Annotated in this window: 16 protein-coding genes and 1 tRNA gene; 9 read left to right on the forward strand and 8 right to left on the reverse strand. The window is 66.7% G+C overall.

Annotation, left to right across the window (positions count from 1 at the left end):
- Positions 1–21: 21 nt before the first annotated feature.
- From AQZ52_RS08455 to aroA, 3 genes are read right to left on the reverse strand one after another with little or no spacing between them, the layout of a single operon-like run.
- Entirely contained in the window at positions 22–522 is a 501-nt protein-coding gene (locus tag AQZ52_RS08455; RefSeq protein ID WP_067908421.1) for a GNAT family N-acetyltransferase, read from the reverse strand.
- The gene (locus tag AQZ52_RS08460; RefSeq protein ID WP_067908424.1) at positions 519–1157 is read right to left on the reverse strand and encodes a (d)CMP kinase; all 639 of its coding nucleotides are present in this window, start codon (positions 1155–1157) and stop codon (positions 519–521) included. Before AQZ52_RS08460 ends, AQZ52_RS08455 begins: the two co-directional genes overlap by 4 nt.
- Positions 1154–2545, reverse strand: a complete 1392-nt coding sequence (gene aroA, locus AQZ52_RS08465; protein WP_067908426.1) for a 3-phosphoshikimate 1-carboxyvinyltransferase — start codon at positions 2543–2545, stop codon at positions 1154–1156. Before aroA ends, AQZ52_RS08460 begins: the two co-directional genes overlap by 4 nt.
- Positions 2546–2719: 174 nt before the next feature.
- Here aroA and AQZ52_RS08470 point away from each other — a divergent pair, with 174 nt between their 5' ends.
- The 6 genes from AQZ52_RS08470 to AQZ52_RS08495 all read left to right on the forward strand — a co-directional run bounded on the left by AQZ52_RS08470 (position 2720) and on the right by AQZ52_RS08495 (position 8656).
- A complete protein-coding gene (locus AQZ52_RS08470; RefSeq protein WP_067908429.1) occupies positions 2720–3037 on the forward strand; it encodes an FYDLN acid domain-containing protein in 318 nt (105 codons plus the stop codon).
- Positions 3038–3208: 171 nt separating this feature from the next.
- A tRNA-Ala gene (locus tag AQZ52_RS08475) sits at positions 3209–3284 on the forward strand.
- Between the two features lie 219 nt (positions 3285–3503).
- Positions 3504–4106, forward strand: a complete 603-nt coding sequence (locus AQZ52_RS08480; RefSeq protein WP_067908432.1) for a hypothetical protein — start codon at positions 3504–3506, stop codon at positions 4104–4106.
- Between the two features lie 3 nt (positions 4107–4109).
- Positions 4110–4826, forward strand: coding sequence for a COG3904 family protein (locus AQZ52_RS08485; protein ID WP_067908435.1), 717 nt, complete (start codon positions 4110–4112; stop codon positions 4824–4826).
- Between the two features lie 117 nt (positions 4827–4943).
- Positions 4944–8150, forward strand: coding sequence for a calcium-binding protein (locus AQZ52_RS08490; RefSeq protein WP_067908438.1), 3207 nt, complete (start codon positions 4944–4946; stop codon positions 8148–8150).
- A 50-nt stretch (positions 8151–8200) separates the two neighbouring features.
- On the forward strand, positions 8201–8656 hold the full coding sequence (locus AQZ52_RS08495) for a GreA/GreB family elongation factor (protein WP_067908442.1): 456 nt from the start codon (positions 8201–8203) through the stop codon (positions 8654–8656).
- A gap of 12 nt (positions 8657–8668) precedes the next feature.
- Here the strand turns inward: AQZ52_RS08495 and AQZ52_RS08500 are convergent, their stop codons facing one another.
- Positions 8669–9604: an isopenicillin N synthase family dioxygenase gene (locus AQZ52_RS08500; protein WP_067908445.1), complete on the reverse strand. Its 936-nt coding sequence runs from the start codon at positions 9602–9604 to the stop codon at positions 8669–8671.
- Positions 9605–9666: 62 nt separating this feature from the next.
- Between AQZ52_RS08500 and AQZ52_RS08505 the strand changes: the two genes are divergently transcribed.
- Both AQZ52_RS08505 and AQZ52_RS08510 read left to right on the forward strand, forming a co-directional pair.
- Positions 9667–10101, forward strand: coding sequence for an EVE domain-containing protein (locus AQZ52_RS08505; RefSeq protein ID WP_067908448.1), 435 nt, complete (start codon positions 9667–9669; stop codon positions 10099–10101).
- 92 nt (positions 10102–10193) lie between these two features.
- Positions 10194–10442 carry a hypothetical protein gene (locus AQZ52_RS08510; RefSeq protein ID WP_067908451.1) on the forward strand — a complete coding sequence of 83 codons (249 nt, stop codon included), beginning with the start codon at positions 10194–10196 and terminating at the stop codon, positions 10440–10442.
- Here the strand turns inward: AQZ52_RS08510 and AQZ52_RS08515 are convergent, their stop codons facing one another.
- Positions 10443–11771 carry an MFS transporter gene (locus tag AQZ52_RS08515; protein ID WP_067908454.1) on the reverse strand — a complete coding sequence of 443 codons (1329 nt, stop codon included), beginning with the start codon at positions 11769–11771 and terminating at the stop codon, positions 10443–10445.
- A 139-nt stretch (positions 11772–11910) separates the two neighbouring features.
- Here AQZ52_RS08515 and pgsA point away from each other — a divergent pair, with 139 nt between their 5' ends.
- Entirely contained in the window at positions 11911–12504 is a 594-nt protein-coding gene (gene pgsA / locus AQZ52_RS08520; RefSeq protein ID WP_067908458.1) for a CDP-diacylglycerol--glycerol-3-phosphate 3-phosphatidyltransferase, read from the forward strand.
- 4 nt (positions 12505–12508) lie between these two features.
- Here the strand turns inward: pgsA and AQZ52_RS08525 are convergent, their stop codons facing one another.
- Genes AQZ52_RS08525 through rnd form a run of 3 tightly spaced genes read right to left on the reverse strand, consistent with a single transcriptional unit; the run spans position 12509 to position 15076 of the window.
- Complete coding sequence (locus AQZ52_RS08525; protein WP_067908461.1) at positions 12509–12847, reverse strand: SMR family transporter; 339 nt, start codon at positions 12845–12847, stop codon at positions 12509–12511.
- Positions 12844–13740 (reverse strand): hydrogen peroxide-inducible genes activator, encoded by an 897-nt coding sequence (locus AQZ52_RS08530; protein ID WP_067908464.1) that lies wholly within the window; start codon positions 13738–13740, stop codon positions 12844–12846. Before AQZ52_RS08530 ends, AQZ52_RS08525 begins: the two co-directional genes overlap by 4 nt.
- A gap of 13 nt (positions 13741–13753) precedes the next feature.
- Positions 13754–15076: a ribonuclease D gene (gene rnd, locus AQZ52_RS08535; RefSeq protein WP_067908467.1), complete on the reverse strand. Its 1323-nt coding sequence runs from the start codon at positions 15074–15076 to the stop codon at positions 13754–13756.
- Positions 15077–15128 lie beyond the last annotated feature (52 nt).

The raw sequence follows: 15128 nt of genomic DNA on the forward strand, positions 1-15128 counted from the left end.
AGGCCCTACGCATTCATCCGGTTACCGACCGGCCGGCACAGGCGGTGCATAGCGCATCGCCACGTCGCAGCGGGCATAGCGGGCGCCGTAATCGGCCATGATCCCGGCATCATGGCGGAACCCCAGCTTCTCGTAGAGATGGATCGCCGCCTCGCAGGTGTGGTTGGTCAGGAGGTAGAGCGGGTCGGCCCCGATTTCATTCGCCCGCGCGATGATCGCCTCCAGCAGGAATGCGCCGGCACCAAGGCCCCGCGCGCTCTCGCGAACGCCCATCTTGGTCAGTTCGTATCCGCCGCCGCCGGTGGGCTTGAGCGCGCACGTGCCAACGACGCCAAGTCCTGCTGCCGTGACGAAAAGGATAACCCCGCCCTGGGCAATGATCTTGTCCCGCGGATTTTCCAGCACTTCGCGGTCGACCGGTTCCAGCGCGAACATGGCCTGGATCCATTCCGCGTTTATATCGTGGAAGGCCTGCGCCAGCTCGTCGGAGTATTCGCGAATGGAGAGAAGCGGATCGGTCATGGCCGCAGCCCCTTTGTTGCCAGCTGTTGCTCCACCAGCGCGATGGCTGCCGCGATGGCCGCTTCGATCGGCAGCGCGGAGGTATCGAGCAGCGCCGCGCCCTCGGCCTGGCGCAAGGGAGCGGCGGTGCGGGTGCGGTCGCGTTCATCGCGGGCGGCGAGGTCAGCCTCGATATCCGCGCGCGTCACGGCCTCGCCGCGCCCCTGCATTTCCGCCCAGCGGCGCAGGGCGCGGGCGGCAACGCTGGCGGTGACAAAGAGCTTGGCCTCGGCCTCGGGCGCGATCACGGTGGCGATATCGCGACCGTCGAGCACCGCGCCGCCGGGCTGCCCGGCAAACGCCTGCTGGCGCGCGAGCAGCGCCGCACGCACGGCTGGATGGACCGACACCCGACTTGCCAGCGCGCCGGTCGCCTCGCTGCGCAGTTCCGGATCATCGAGCAGGCTCTCGGCAAAGGCGGCGGCGGCGAGGGCGTGATCGGGGTCGTCCGGGTTGCCGCCATTCAGCGCCACCTGCCGCCCCACTGCGCGGTAGAGCAGTCCGGTGTCGAGATGCGGCAGGCCATAGTGCGCGGCAATGGCCTTGGCGATGGTGCCCTTGCCCGAAGCGGTCGGGCCATCGATCGCGACGATCATGCGGCCCCGTCGGCTTCTGCCCGGCTTGCCCGCGCGAGGAGCGCCTCGAACACCGGGAAGCTGGTCGCGATGGGCCGCGTGTCGTCCACTTCGACGCCAGAACGGCTTGCGAGCCCCGCCACGGCCATCGACATGGCAATCCGGTGGTCAAGGTGCGTGGAGACCGCCGCGCCTTCAGGTGTGCCCGGCAGCGGCTCTGCGCCGGTGCCGTCGATGATGAGGCCGTCGGCGGTTTCGGTCACGGTCGCGCCGGCGAGCTCCAGCGCCGCGCGCATCACGGCGATGCGATCACTTTCCTTGACGCGCAGTTCCTCAAGACCGGTGGTCAGCGTGCGCCCGCTGGCGAGCGCCGCCGCCACGAACAGCACGGGAAACTCATCGACCATGCTCGGCACCACCGCCGGATCGACCGCAATGCCGGTCAGCGCCGAGTGCCTTACGCGCAGATCCGCGACCGGCTCACCGCCGACATTCCGCCGGTCCAGTTCCTCGATCTGCCCGCCCATGTCGCGCAGCACGCCGAACAGCGCGGCGCGGGTGGGGTTGAGCCCGACATTCTCGATCACGAGGTCGGACCCCGGCACCAGCAGCGCCGCGACCACGAAGAAGGCCGCGGACGAGGGATCACCCGGCACTTCGATGGTTTGGGGCCTCAGCTCCGCCTCGCCGACAAGCTGGATCGTCCGGGTCCCGTCCGGCGCGACATCGACGGACAGCTGCGCGCCAAAGCCCTTCAGCATGCGCTCGGAATGGTCGCGCGTGGGCACAGGTTCGATCACGGTCGTGATGCCGGGCGTGTTGAGTCCCGCCAGCAGCACCGCGCTCTTCACCTGGGCGGAGGCGACCGGCAGGCGGTAGCTGATCGGCACGGCGGGCGCGATCCCGCGCAGCGTGAGGGGAAGGCGGCCGCCCCCGTTGCCGCTGGGGGCAGCTGTGAAATCCGCGCCCATCTGCGAAAGCGGCTCGATCACCCGGCCCATCGGGCGCTTGGATAGGCTGGCATCGCCAATGAACGTGGCCGTGATCGCGTGGCTGGCGACAAGACCCATGAGCAGCCTCGTCGACGTGCCCGAATTGCCCATGTCGAGCGCCTGCTTCGGCTGGAGCAGACTGCCCACGCCGACACCGTCGATCACCCATTCCGGCCCGCTCGCGCCGTCCGGCAGGCGTTCGATGCTCGCCCCCATCGCGCGCATGGCGGCGGCGGTGGACATCACGTCCTCGCCTTCCAGCAGCCCCGTCACCCGCGTGCGGCCCACCGCCAGCGCGCCCAGCATGATCGAGCGGTGGCTGATCGATTTGTCACCGGGCACCCGGATCCGCCCGGTGAGCGGCCCGGCGGCCGTGAAGCGGCGGGGGCGCGGTGCGGATGTTGCGGCTGAATGCACGGCAGAGGTTCTTTCCGGGGTCGTGGAGCGTAGGAAGGCGGGCGCGCTTTTGACAGCGCCCCGCGCCTATGGCAAGGCGCGCGCCGCGCTTGATTCCCGGCCGCACGGCCCCCATCAAGCAAAACGCATTGATGCTCCCGCCATCTGTCGCGGGTGCAAGTTTAAGGATTTCGCATGGTCAAGCCTGAATGGGGCGCAAAGCACGGCTGCCCGAAGTGCGGCACCCGCTTCTACGACATGGGCAGGGACGAGCCGGTCACCTGCGTCGAATGCAAGTATTCCTGGACGCCCGAGCCAGTGCTCAAGTCCAAGCAGCCGATCCCCTATGAGGAGATCCAGAAGGAGAAGGTCGATGTCGCGCCCGACGTCGATCTGGCCGACGAGGATCTCGACATCGACGAGGATGCCGATTCGCCCGACAACGACGTAGACCTCGGCGGCGACGACGATCTCGGTGTCCCCGGCCACGACGGCGAGGACGAGGAAGTCTGAGTTGCCGCGCACCGGAGCGCTGGTGGTCTCTATGGCCCGGCGCTCCGGTGGCGATTTCGCGCTGGTGCAAAAATGTGTTGCCAGCGCGATGGGCCTCGCATAAAGGCGCGGTCCTCCGGCGGTTCGCCACCGGATTGCAGTGCCTCCAGCGGCACTCCGCAAAATTGGTATGGGGCCTTAGCTCAGCTGGGAGAGCGCCTGCATGGCATGCAGGAGGTCAGCGGTTCGATCCCGCTAGGCTCCACCATTCCCCTTGAAAATCGACAGGCCGCCGGCAGCCGGGGACGAACGCGTTCTCACGGGCGCGCGCGGCATTGACGCACATCACACCCCTGCCTAGGCATGCGCGCTATCGGGTTCATCGGCGATGCATATGTCGCCGCATAACAAAGGCCATGCTGCGGCGATCGAGGCCCCTGACCAACCGGGGCAAGGCGCGCCGCGCACATCAGGGGTGCCATTGGTGATGAACACGTCCGGACGATCTTCCCGCAGCCGCCGCGCCTGCGCCGTGGCCGTGCTCGCAGCCGGCTCGCTTGTCGCGACAAGCGCCAGCGCGCAGTTCGGCGGCTTCAGCTTCCCATCGCTGCCGAGCGCGCCGCCCTCTTCCTCCCACAGTTCGGACGGCTGCCCCAAGGGCCGGAGCAAGAGCGAGGGCTCGGCCATGCTGGGCGGCCTCATCGGGCAGGGCCTCGGCCGCGCCGCCAGCTCGGCCGGCCTTTCCAGCTATGTGCCCATTGCCGATGTTGCCGGCACGCTCACCAACGCGATCGCCTGCAGGCTCGATCCTGCCGAGCAGAAGCAGGCCGCCAACGCCACGATCGAGGCGACTCGCGGCGAGGGCGGCGATGCCGCGCCGCCGCCGGTGGGCGCATCCTCGGCATGGACATCCGAGACGCGCGAGAACGTGTCCGGCACATCCACCGTGGTTGCGCGCAACGACAACGACAAGGGCGGCATGCAGTGCATCACCGTCAGCGACGTGATCATCGTCAATGGCGAGGAAACCACCGCCGACAAGCGCATGTGCCGCAAGCCCGGCCAGACGCGCTATGCGTTGATGGCCTGAGCGATGGATCTGCTGCGCAACCTTGCCTTTGCCGCTGCCGGACTGGCGCTCGTCGCGGCCAAGCCGGCCGCGATTGTCATGGACAAGGACAATCCCTCCTGCCCCGCCGCGCCCGATTGGGGACAGGCCAAGGCCATCACGCTGACCGCGGCGGACATGGGCGGCAAGCACGTGCTGATCGCCGATGGCATCATCGATTCGACCTTGCCAAAGCGCCTCAAGGCCGCGCTCGATGCCGATGAGCGGATCGAGGAGATCTGGATCAAGTCGCGCGGGGGCGATGCGCGCGCGGGCAATCTCGCGGGCAAGGTGATCCGCAGCTATCCCGGCATGGTCACGCGCATCCCCCGGGGCTGGACCTGCTTTTCCGCCTGCAACTTCGTGTTCATGGGCGGCGACCGCCGCTTCGTCGATCCGGGCGGGGTGTTCATGGTCCACATGTTCACCCACACCGGCGACCGCGACACGATCGAGATTTCGGTCGAGGAAGGCAGCGCCGAAACCACCCGCCTGATCGGCCAGATCGAGCAGGACAGTGCGCTGCTGGCCAGCGAGGACAACGATTTCCTCATCCGCATGGGCATTTCGCGCAAGCTGCTGACCGAAGTGATGTACAGGCAGCAGGCCGTCGCCACCGCCGCCAACAAGACCACGCGCTATTGCCTGAGCCAGGACGAGGTGCGCAAATACAACGTCATGCCCAAGGAAACCGCGGGCTAGCGCGGGTGCCCTCCCGCCAATCTGGCACAATCTTGCGGACCCATGCTGCATCAGCATGCTTGTGGCAGGCACGGTCTGGGGCATAGTCGGCACACACGGAAACTGCGGAGCGCCCCAATGCCAGTGAGCCAGCCAGCAGGGGCCATCTCCAGCCTGTTCACCGGCCCCGTGGCCGATGCGATCCTCTCCGCCGACGGCAAGCGCCTGTTCGTCGCCACGGGCGAGAAGATCGTCGCGCTCGATATCGCGACCGGCGCGAGCGTGGGCGAGTATGTGTTGGGCGCGGCGGCCGGCGCGCTCGATGTCTCGGCCAATGGCAAGTACCTCGTCGTGATCGACGGCGCGAAGCAGTTCGAGCGGATCACGCTCGCCACCGGCGCGCGCGAGACCTTCACGATCACCGGCGACCGCCCGGCAGGCACGAAGCTGCTCGACATCGCGGTGGCCAAGGACGGCAAGGTCGTCCTTGCCGAGGGAACCAACTTCCTGCTCGCCTACGATACCGCCGCGAAAAGCTATACCGCGACTTACTCCGACGCCACGTCGACCACGCTCATCAGCAGCGCGGACCACGCCCGCGTGCTCGGCATGGCCGGCGGCGGCAGCGGCGTGCTCTATGCCAGCGGGCGCGGCATCATCGCCAAGCTCGTCTACAATCCCTATTCCAGCGCGACGGGCGGAGGCGGCGATCCGGCCCCGATCGGCGCGATCTCGCCCGACAACAAGCTGCTGGTGCAGGGCATCAACGGCACGCTGCGCAGCGCCGCATTTTCCAAGGTCGGCTATCTCGGGCTGTTTTCGGCGCAAGGCTATGCCTTCAGCCCCAAGGGCGATCTGCTCTATGTCGTCAGCACGGATGGCAATGTCATCGGGATCGATACCGCCACGCGCGAGATCGCGACGGCCTGGTTTCTCGATCCTGCGCTGAAGCCCGACGGCATCCTCAGCAAGCCGACCCCGGCCGACCCCGCCACCCAGCGCGGCAACGTGCTGCAGGTGAGTGACGACGGGCGCTACCTCATCGCACTGACGAGGGACGGGGTCGCGCGCTACGATCTCGACAAGCTCGCGCCGATGGCCACATCCGGCAACGACATCGTCAAGGACGGCCGCACGCTCTACGGGTTTGACGGCAATGACCGTCTCGGCGGGCAGGGCGCGCAGGCCCTGTTCGGTGGGCGCGGCGATGATACCTACGTGATCGGCAAGGGCGACAATGCGTTCGAAAAGCCGGGCGAGGGCATCGATACGGTGCTGGTCAGCACGCCGCGCGCCGTGATCGCCGACAACATCGAAAACCTCACCTACACCGGCAAGGGCGATGCCTTGATCACCGGCAACGCGCTGGCCAACGTGATCCACGCCGGCAATGGCAATGATCAGATCGGCACCGGCGGCGGCAACGACATCGTCGACGCACGCGGCGGCGATGATGTGATCTTTGCCGGTCTGGGCAACCAGGTGATCGATGGCGGCGCCGGCAACGATACGGTGAGCTATGCCTTTCTCCCCGCCGCCTCGCGCGGGCCGATCACCATCGATCTCGGTCTGACCGGGGAGCAGGATACCGGCGCGGCCGGCCATGTCACGCTGACCGGCGTGGAGAACGTGGTCGGTGGTCTCGCGCGCGACACGCTGACCGGCGATGCGGCCGACAATCAGCTTTTCGGTCTGCTCGGGAATGACGTGCTGGCCGGTGGCGGCGGCAACGATGTGCTCGATGGCGGGGCCGGTGGCGACACGATGTCCGGCGGTACGGGAAGCGATACCTATTATGTCGAAAGCGCCGGCGACAAGGTGATCGAGGCGGTGGGGGAGGGCACCGACACGGTCTTCACCGCGATGAGCTTCGTGCTGCCCGACAATGTCGAGATCCTCACCGCGATCGATACCGCGAACTACTACGAGCGGGCCGATACGCTGACCGGCAATGCGCTCGACAACGTGATCACCGGCGACCGCTGGAACAACGTGATCGACGGCAAGGACGGCCGCGACCAGCTTCATGGCGGAGAGGGCGACGATACGCTTTCCGGCGCGGACAAGGTGACCGCCGGCGGGGTGGGCGACGACCTGCTCGATGGCGGCGGCGGCAACGATACGGCGACCTACGCGGCAGCGGTGGGCGGCGTCACGCTCGATCTTGCGGCGGCCGGCGCGCAGAAAACCGGCGGTGCGGGGACCGATACGCTGCAATCGATCGAGAACCTGATCGGCAGTGCCTATGCCGATCGGCTGACCGGCACCGATGGCGCCAATGCACTGGCGGGTGGACGCGGCGCGGATGTGCTCATTGCGCTGGGCGGGAACGACACGCTCGACGGCGGGGCCGGGGCGGACAGCCTGTTGGGCGGCGCGGGCGACGACACCTACATGGTCGACAGCAAGGATGACCGCGTTTCCGAATACAGCGGCCCCACCGGCAGCAATCCCGCCGATGCGGGCGGGCATGATCTCGTCGTGTCCACGGTCTCGTTCAGCCTTGCGGCCAGCGGCGCGGTGAAGTTCGTCGAGGACCTCACGCTGGGCGGCTCGGCTGCGATCGACGGGACCGGCAACGATCTTGCCAACGTGATCACCGGCAACAGCGGCGACAACCGCCTCTCCGGCGGCGCGGGCAACGATACCCTCATCAGCAACGGCGGCAACGACGTGCTCGACGGCGGCAGCGGGGATGACAAGCTCTACGGCAACTACGGCAACGACACCTATGTCGTCGACAGCGCCGGCGATCAGGTGTTCGAAAGCGATCCGGTTTTCGGCACCGATCGGGGCGGGACCGATACTGTCCGGTCCAGCGTCAGCTTCGATCTCGGTGCAGGGGGTGCCAATGGGGTCGAAAACCTTGTGCTCACCGGGGCGGCGGCCATCAATGGCACGGGCAACCAGCTCGGCAATGTCATCACCGGCAATGCGGCGGCCAACACGCTTTCGGGTGGGGGCGGCTATGATACGCTGATCGGCGGCGGCGGGCGCGACATCATGACCGGCGGCGACTTCGGCGATACGTTTGTATGGACCGCGATGTCCGATTTTGGTGGCAAGACCGCAGAGGCGGCGGATCTCGTCACGGATTTCTCGCTGCGCGATCAGGACAAGATCGACCTGTCCGGCGTCGACGCGGTCGCCACCACGGCGGGGGTCAACGAGGCCTTCAGCTTCGTCGATACCGCCGCGTTCAGCGGCGTCGCCGGTCAGCTGCGCCAATACCAGTCGGGCACCATGACGTACCTTGCCGGCGACACCAACGGCGACAAGGCTGCGGACTTCGTGATCGCGCTTTCCGGCCTCATCAAGCTCACCGCCTTCGATCTTGTGCTCTAGGCCCGCAGCCCCCATGTCGGCACACCCGGCAAACAGAGGAGGCCGTGCCGATGAGCGTCGCATTCCGCCGCGAAAGCGATGACGAACATCTCGAACCCAAGTTCGAACTGCCGATCCCGCCCGGGCCGAATCTTGTCACCGAGCGCGGCCTGGCGCTGATCGCTGCGCGCGTCGAGGCGCTGGAGGCCGAACTGGCGGGCCTGTCGGACGAGGCCGAGATCAAGCGGGTGAAGCGCGATCTGCGCTATTGGCGCACGCGGCAGGCCACCGCGCAGATCATGGCGCCGCCGGAGGGCGGCACCGTGGCGTTCGGTTCCACCGTGACATTCCGGCTCAACGGCAAGGCGCGCACGATCACGCTGGTCGGCGATGACGAGGCAGACCCGTCCGCCGGCCTGCTCTCGTTCACCGCCCCGCTAAGCCGTGCGCTGATGGCGGCCGAGGCCGGCGACGAAATCGACTTTGCGGGAAAGGCCGGCGCGATCGAAGTTCTGGATGTCGGCTAATAGGTCCTGACCCTAGACCTTCAGGCCGATCTCGCGCAGGCGCTCGTGGAGATAGTCATCCGCGGTGATCGGCACCGGATAGCGGTCCGGGTTCTGCGCGCTCACGCAGCCGGTCAGGGTGCGGATCGAAAAATCGCTGCGCAGGTGCAGGAAGAACGGCATCGAATAGCGGCTGTGCGCGGCGCGCGCGCCATCGGGATTAAGCACGCGGTGCGTGGTCGAGGGCAGGACGTGGTTGGTCAGGCGCTGCAGCATGTCGCCGATATTGACCACCAGCGCGCCTGGCGGCGGGGAGGCGGGGATCCAGCGGCCTTCGCGGGTCAGGAGTTCGAGGCCGGCTTCCTCCGCCCCCAGCAGGAGGGTGATCAGGTTGATGTCCTCGTGCGCACCGGCGCGGATTGCCCCCCCCGTATCGCCGGGAATGGGCGGATAGTGCAGCAGTCGCAGGATCGAATTGCCGTCCGCGATGGCCGGATCGAACCAGTCGTGCGCAAGGCCGAGCCAGACCGCGATGTGCGAGAGGATGCCCGCGCCGATGCGGTCGAATGCGGCATAGAGCGCGGTGAAGGTCTCACGGAAATCTGCCGGTGCATCGGGCCAGACATTGGCCGGCATGGTCGCTGCCAGCGGATCGCCGGGCGCAAGCTCGCGGCCGACGTGCCAGAATTCCTTGAGGTCATGGACCGCTGCGCCCTTGGCGATTTCGGTGCCGAACGGGGTGTACCCGCGCTGCCCGCCGCCGCCCGGTACATGCCAGCGGCGCTTCGCGGCCTCGCCCTGCGCGAAAAACGTGGCGGTCAGCTCCCAGCCGCGCGCAACCAGCGCCGGATCGAGCCCGTGGTCAGCCACCAGCGCGAAGCCGAAGCGCTGGAAGCTCCTGCCCAGATCCTCCGCAAGATTGCCTGTTGGGGCGGCCAGCGAAAGCACCGGGAGAGTATCTGTGGTCATGGCTTGCACGTGCTCTGATTGCGATTAAGAGCCCTCCCATATCGCGATCCCGGAAGGCATGCATGAGCAAAATCGAGGCGACCGAGCAGGCTTGGCTGATGAAGTCCGAACCCGACGTCTATGGCTGGGACGACCTGATGGCCGAGGGCGAGGGGACGTGGGACGGCGTGCGCAATCACCTCGCCGCGCGCAACCTGCGCACCATGCAGGTGGGCGATCTTGCGTTTTTCTATCACTCCAACATCGGCAAGGAGATCGTCGGGATCGCGCGCATCAGCGTGGCGGGCCTGATCGATCCCACCGATCCCGATGGCAAGTGGGCGGCGGTGAAAGTGCGGCCCGTCGCCAAGCTGAAAGCGCCCGTCACGCTCGCCGCGATCAAGGCGACCCCGGCGCTTGCCGAGATGGAGTTGCTGCGCCTGTCACGCCTGTCCGTCTCGGCGGTGCGCGCGGCGGAATGGGACCTGGTCCTGGAGATGGCGGGAGGAACCGAATAGGTTTGTCCCATATCGGAACTGTCCCGCTTTAAGCAGCCGCAGCTGCGATTCGCGGCCTCCCCCCGTGGTAAATAAAGCGTTACCACGCAGCCATGTTCAAACGGCGCGCCCCGAATCCCGACCTTGCCGGCCATCCCTTCCGCCGGAGCTTGCCCGCACACGTGCTGCGGCCGCTGCCGATGTTCGAACCCGAAGTGGAAGCGGCAATGGCCGCGCTGCAGCTGCCTGAAGGCGTACGCTCGCGGCCGGTCGATCCGCGGCGGATCACGGTGCAGGACGTGAAGGATTTCCTGCTGGCCTACTGCGCCTGTTTCCTGGCGGTTTCGGCTTTCATCTTCTGATCATTCGAACGTGTGCTCGATCTCGCCCGCGTGGGCGCGTTCGGCCCGGTACAGCACGCGCGCCAGCCAGGCCGCGACAAGGCACATCGCCGCACCCAGCAGCAGCTGGTCCGCCAGCGCGACGCCGGCCGCGCTGAGGCCCACCGCAATCAGCGAACCCACCACCATCGCACCGGCATTGACGATGTTGTTCGCCGCGATCGTACGTGCGGTCTCGGCCTTGTCGACCACCGTGGTCAGGAAGGCGTAGAGCGGCACCACGAACATGCCGCCCGAAATGGCGATTCCCAGCAAGCTGAGCAGCAGCGGCACGGCCAGCGGCTGCATCACGAACTGCGGCACATCGAGCAGGGCCGAGCCGACCGCGTGCTGCCACATCTTGCACACGAAGTGGAAGGCGACCACGAACAGGCCCATCACGATCACCGAAATCGGGCCATAGCGGGCCGAAACGGTGCCCTTCAGGAGGTGGTTGATCGAGACCGAGCCGATGGCGACGCCGATCGAGAAGACCACAAGGAACAGGCTGGCCACTTCCTTGCTGGCCGAAAGCACGTTCTTCGCGAGCGGCGGGAACTGGATGAACAGCACCGCGCCGATCGTCCAGAAGAAGCTGATCGCTGCGATGGCGAGATACACGCGCGGGTGACGCGTCGTCATCCGCACCAAAGTGATCGAGGAGCGCAGCACGTTGAAATCAAGCGGCTGGGGCTCCATCTGCGGCGGCGCGGGGGGCACGAATTGCGCGGTGCAGAAGCCGACCATCGCTGTGCCGATGCAGATCATCGCGGCCCATTCCACCGGAATCCAGCCCGCGAAGATCGTGCCCGCGAGGATCGAGATATAAGTCCCCGCCTCGACCAGGCCTGTGCCGGCCAGCACTTCGTCCGCGTGGAGGTGCTGTGGCAGGATCGCGTACTTGATCGGACCGAAGAAGGTGGAATGCACCCCCATGGCGAGCAGCGCGGCGAGCATCAGCGGGATGGCGACGACCTCCACGGCCATGCCGCGCCAGGCCATGAACAGACCGGTCGCCCCCACCAGCATGATGCCGATTTCCGCGGCCTTCACGATGCGGATGATCCGCGCCTTGTCCCGCATGTCGGCCAGCTGGCCGGACAGCGCGGAGAGCAGGAAGAAAGGCAGGATGAACACCGCCGAAGCGATGGCCGAAAACCGCGCTTCGGCCGCCTCCGAGTGGTATACAGTGTAAACCACATAGAGGATCATCGCGTTCTTGTAGAGATTGTCGTTGAACGCGCCGAGGAGCTGGGTGGCGAACAGCGGCAGGAAGCGGCGTTTCCGGATGAGCAGCGCTGTCGTAGTCATTCGGGCGTTGTCATTCGGGTTTTACCAGCTTTCGCATCTTGTATTCATCCCATAGCGCCCCGTGCGGGGTGGACAAGGGGCATGTTCGGACCAACTTGCGGTTTCTTCGCGGTGCCATCATGCCTATGGTGGTGGCAAGATGCTGACTCTTCCAAACCTGCTGACGCTGTCCCGCATTGTCACCGTGCCGGTACTGGCGGGCCTGCTGTGGTGGCCCGAATGGCACCTGGGGTATGCCATTGGCTTTGCGGTCTATGTCCTGATGGGCGTGACCGACTATTTCGACGGCTATCTCGCCCGTGCCCAGGGCACGGTATCGAAGCTCGGCATCTTCCTCGATCCGATCGCCGACAAGATCATGGTCGCGGCCGTGATCCTCGTGCTCACCGCGCAGGGCGTGCTGTCGGGGCCCTATGTCGGTGATCTCCATGTGATCGCAGGGCTGATCATCCTGATCCGCGAGATCGCGGTTTCGGGCCTGCGCGAATTTCTCGGTGGCATTCAGGTTTCGGTGCCGGTCTCGCGGCTCGCAAAATGGAAGACGACGTTCCAGTTCGTGGCCCTCGGCGCGCTGATTCTCGGCGAAGCTGCGCCTGGCTGGACGGTCCTTGTCGGCGGGATCGATGCCAACGTGCCCCACACCGTCGGGCTGTTCACGCTGTGGGCGGCGGCGGCGCTGACGGTGATCACCGGATGGGATTATCTGCGCGTCGGCCTCAAGCACATGGACTAAGGCCTCAGCCGGCGTCGGCCTTCGAAAACAGATTGAGCACCAGCACGCCGGCCATGATCAGGCCAATGCCCGCCAGCGCGGGCGCATCGAGCTTCTGGCCATGCACCAGCCACGCCAGCGCGGTGATCAGCACGATGCCCACGCCCGACCAGATCGCGTAAGCCACGCCGGTCGGAATGCGCTCCAGCGTCAGCGAGAGGAAGAACAACGCGATGGCATAGCCCGCCACGCTCACCGCCAGCGGCAGCAGCTTGCTGAAACCCGCCGACTGCTTGAGCGCGGTCGTCGCGATGACTTCGGCGACAATCGCGATGGCGAGCGAGAGATAGGGCGGCAAGTTCATGGGGTGGCCAGTTCGGTCGCCAGCAGGCGAAACTCCTCGGCGCGCGGGGAGTTCTTGCGCCACACCAGCGCGATCTCACGGCTGGCGTGTTCGGATTCAAGCGGGCGGGCCACGATCTGGGTGCCCTGCAGGATGCCGGCCTTTACTGCCATTTCCGGCAGCATGGTGAGGCCGAGGCCATTGTCGACCATCTGCACCAGCGTGTGCAGGCTGGTGCCGATAACGCTCGCGCTCGCGCGCAGTTCGGGGCGGTTGCAGGCCGCGAGGACATGGTCCTTTAGGCAGTGGCCGTCTTCCAGCAGCAGCAGGCGCGCCTCGTCGATGAGGGCGGGCGCGATGCTTTGCGGGGGATCGCGCGGATCGTCCTTGGGGAAGGCGACCAGCAGGCGGTCATGGAACAGATGCGCCGCCTCCACCTCGCCGGTCGCGAAGGGCAGGGCGAGCAGCACGCAATCAGCGCGGCCATGGTGCAGCGATTCGACAGCGGCGGCGCTCGGCTCCTCGCGCAGGAAGAGCTTGAGCGAAGGCCGCTCGTGGCGCAGGCGCGGCAGAATGCGCGGGAGCAGGAAAGGCGCGATGGTCGGGATCACGCTCATGCGCAGCTCGCCCGACAGCGGCGCACCATGCGCCTGCACCAGCGCGGAGAGCTCCTCGCCCTCGCGCAGCAAGCGGTGTGCCTTGGCCACCACCTGATCGCCCAGCGCGGTGAAGCGCACCACGCGCCGCGTGCGCTCGACCAGCGTGACGCCCAGCAGCGTTTCCAGTTCGCGCAGGCCCGCCGAGAGCGTCGATTGCGAGACGAAGCAGGCATCTGCCGCGCGCCCGAAGTGGCCGTGTTCGTGGAGCGCCACGAGATATTGCAGCTGCTTGAGCGTGGGCAGGTAGGTGGTCATGCGGCGCAGGCTTTCATTCGGCTCCCGGCTCCCGGGCCTGATCGTCGTCCCAGTTCCGCCCGTCGCCCCCGTCACTCTCCTCGCCCCCGTCGGTGGTCAGCAGGATGGCGTCCTCGTCCTCCGCCGGCTCCGCCTCGTCAGCATTCCCGCCATCGTTGCCGCCGGCAATCGCATCGATATGCGCCATCTTGAGCTTGCCCTTGACCACAGCGAAGGCCAGCTTGCCCTCGACGAGCTCCAGCGCATCGCGCCCGAACTGTTCGAAGCGCCAGCCTTCGAGGATCGGCAGCCCCTTGCGCTGTCCGGCGGCCAGCGCCTCCAGATCGTCACTGCGGGCCAGCAACCGGGCGGCAATATCAATCTCGCGGCTGCGGATCTTGAGCAGCAGCTTGAGGAGATCGGCGACCAGCGCGCCTTCCTTGCCCAGCGGCGCGCCGCGCGGCGCGCGCGGGGGCAGTTCGGCATCGGTGAGCGGCTTGGCATCGGCAATCGCCTGCATCAGGCGGCGGCCGATGTCGTTATCCTTCCATCCCGCCGAAAGCCCGCGCACCTTGGCAAGCTCGTGCTGCTCGCGCGGGGGATGGCTGGCGATATCGGCCAGGGTCTCGTCGCGCATGATCCGTCCGCGGGGGATGTTCTTGTCCATCGCCTCGAGCTCGCGCCAGGCGGCGATGGCCTTCAATCGTCCGAGCACGGCAGAATTGCGGCTGGGCGCGCGAATCTTCTGCCAGACGGTTTGAGGATCCGAGCGATAATTCTCGGGATCTGCGAGCTTTTCCATCTCGGCATCGAGCCATTCGCCGCGTCCGGTCTTGATCAGCCGCTTGAGCATGCGCGGGAAGATCTTCGAAAGGTGCGTCACGTCGCCGATGGCATATTCGATCTGCCGCTCGGTCAGCGGGCGGCGCGACCAGTCGGTAAAGCGCGCGCCCTTGTCGACCGTGAAACCCAGCCAGCTCTCGACGAGGTTGGAATAGCCGATCTGTTCGGACTGGCTGATCGCCATCATCGCGATCTGGGTATCGAAGATCGGATGCGGGGTGCGCCCGGTCAGGTTGTAGATGATTTCCACATCCTGCCCGCCGGCGTGGAAAACCTTGAGCACGTCCTCGTTGTCGACCAGCAGTTCGAGCAGCGGGGCAAGATCAATGCCCGGCGCCAGCGGGTCGATCGCGGCGGCTTCCTTGTCATCGGCGATCTGCACCAGGCACAGTTCCGGCCAATAGGTGTTCTCGCGCATGAATTCGGTGTCGACCGTGATGAAATCGGCCTTGGCCAGGCGTTCGCACAGATCGGCGAGGGCCGGGGTCGTGGTGATCAGCGGGTGTATCTTCATCGTGCTTTTCTGATTGCGCGCCCGGCCAGACCCTCATGCCTGACCGGTGCTG

Source organism: Novosphingobium fuchskuhlense (genome assembly GCF_001519075.1).
GTDB classification, from domain to species: Bacteria; Pseudomonadota; Alphaproteobacteria; order Sphingomonadales; family Sphingomonadaceae; genus Novosphingobium; species Novosphingobium fuchskuhlense.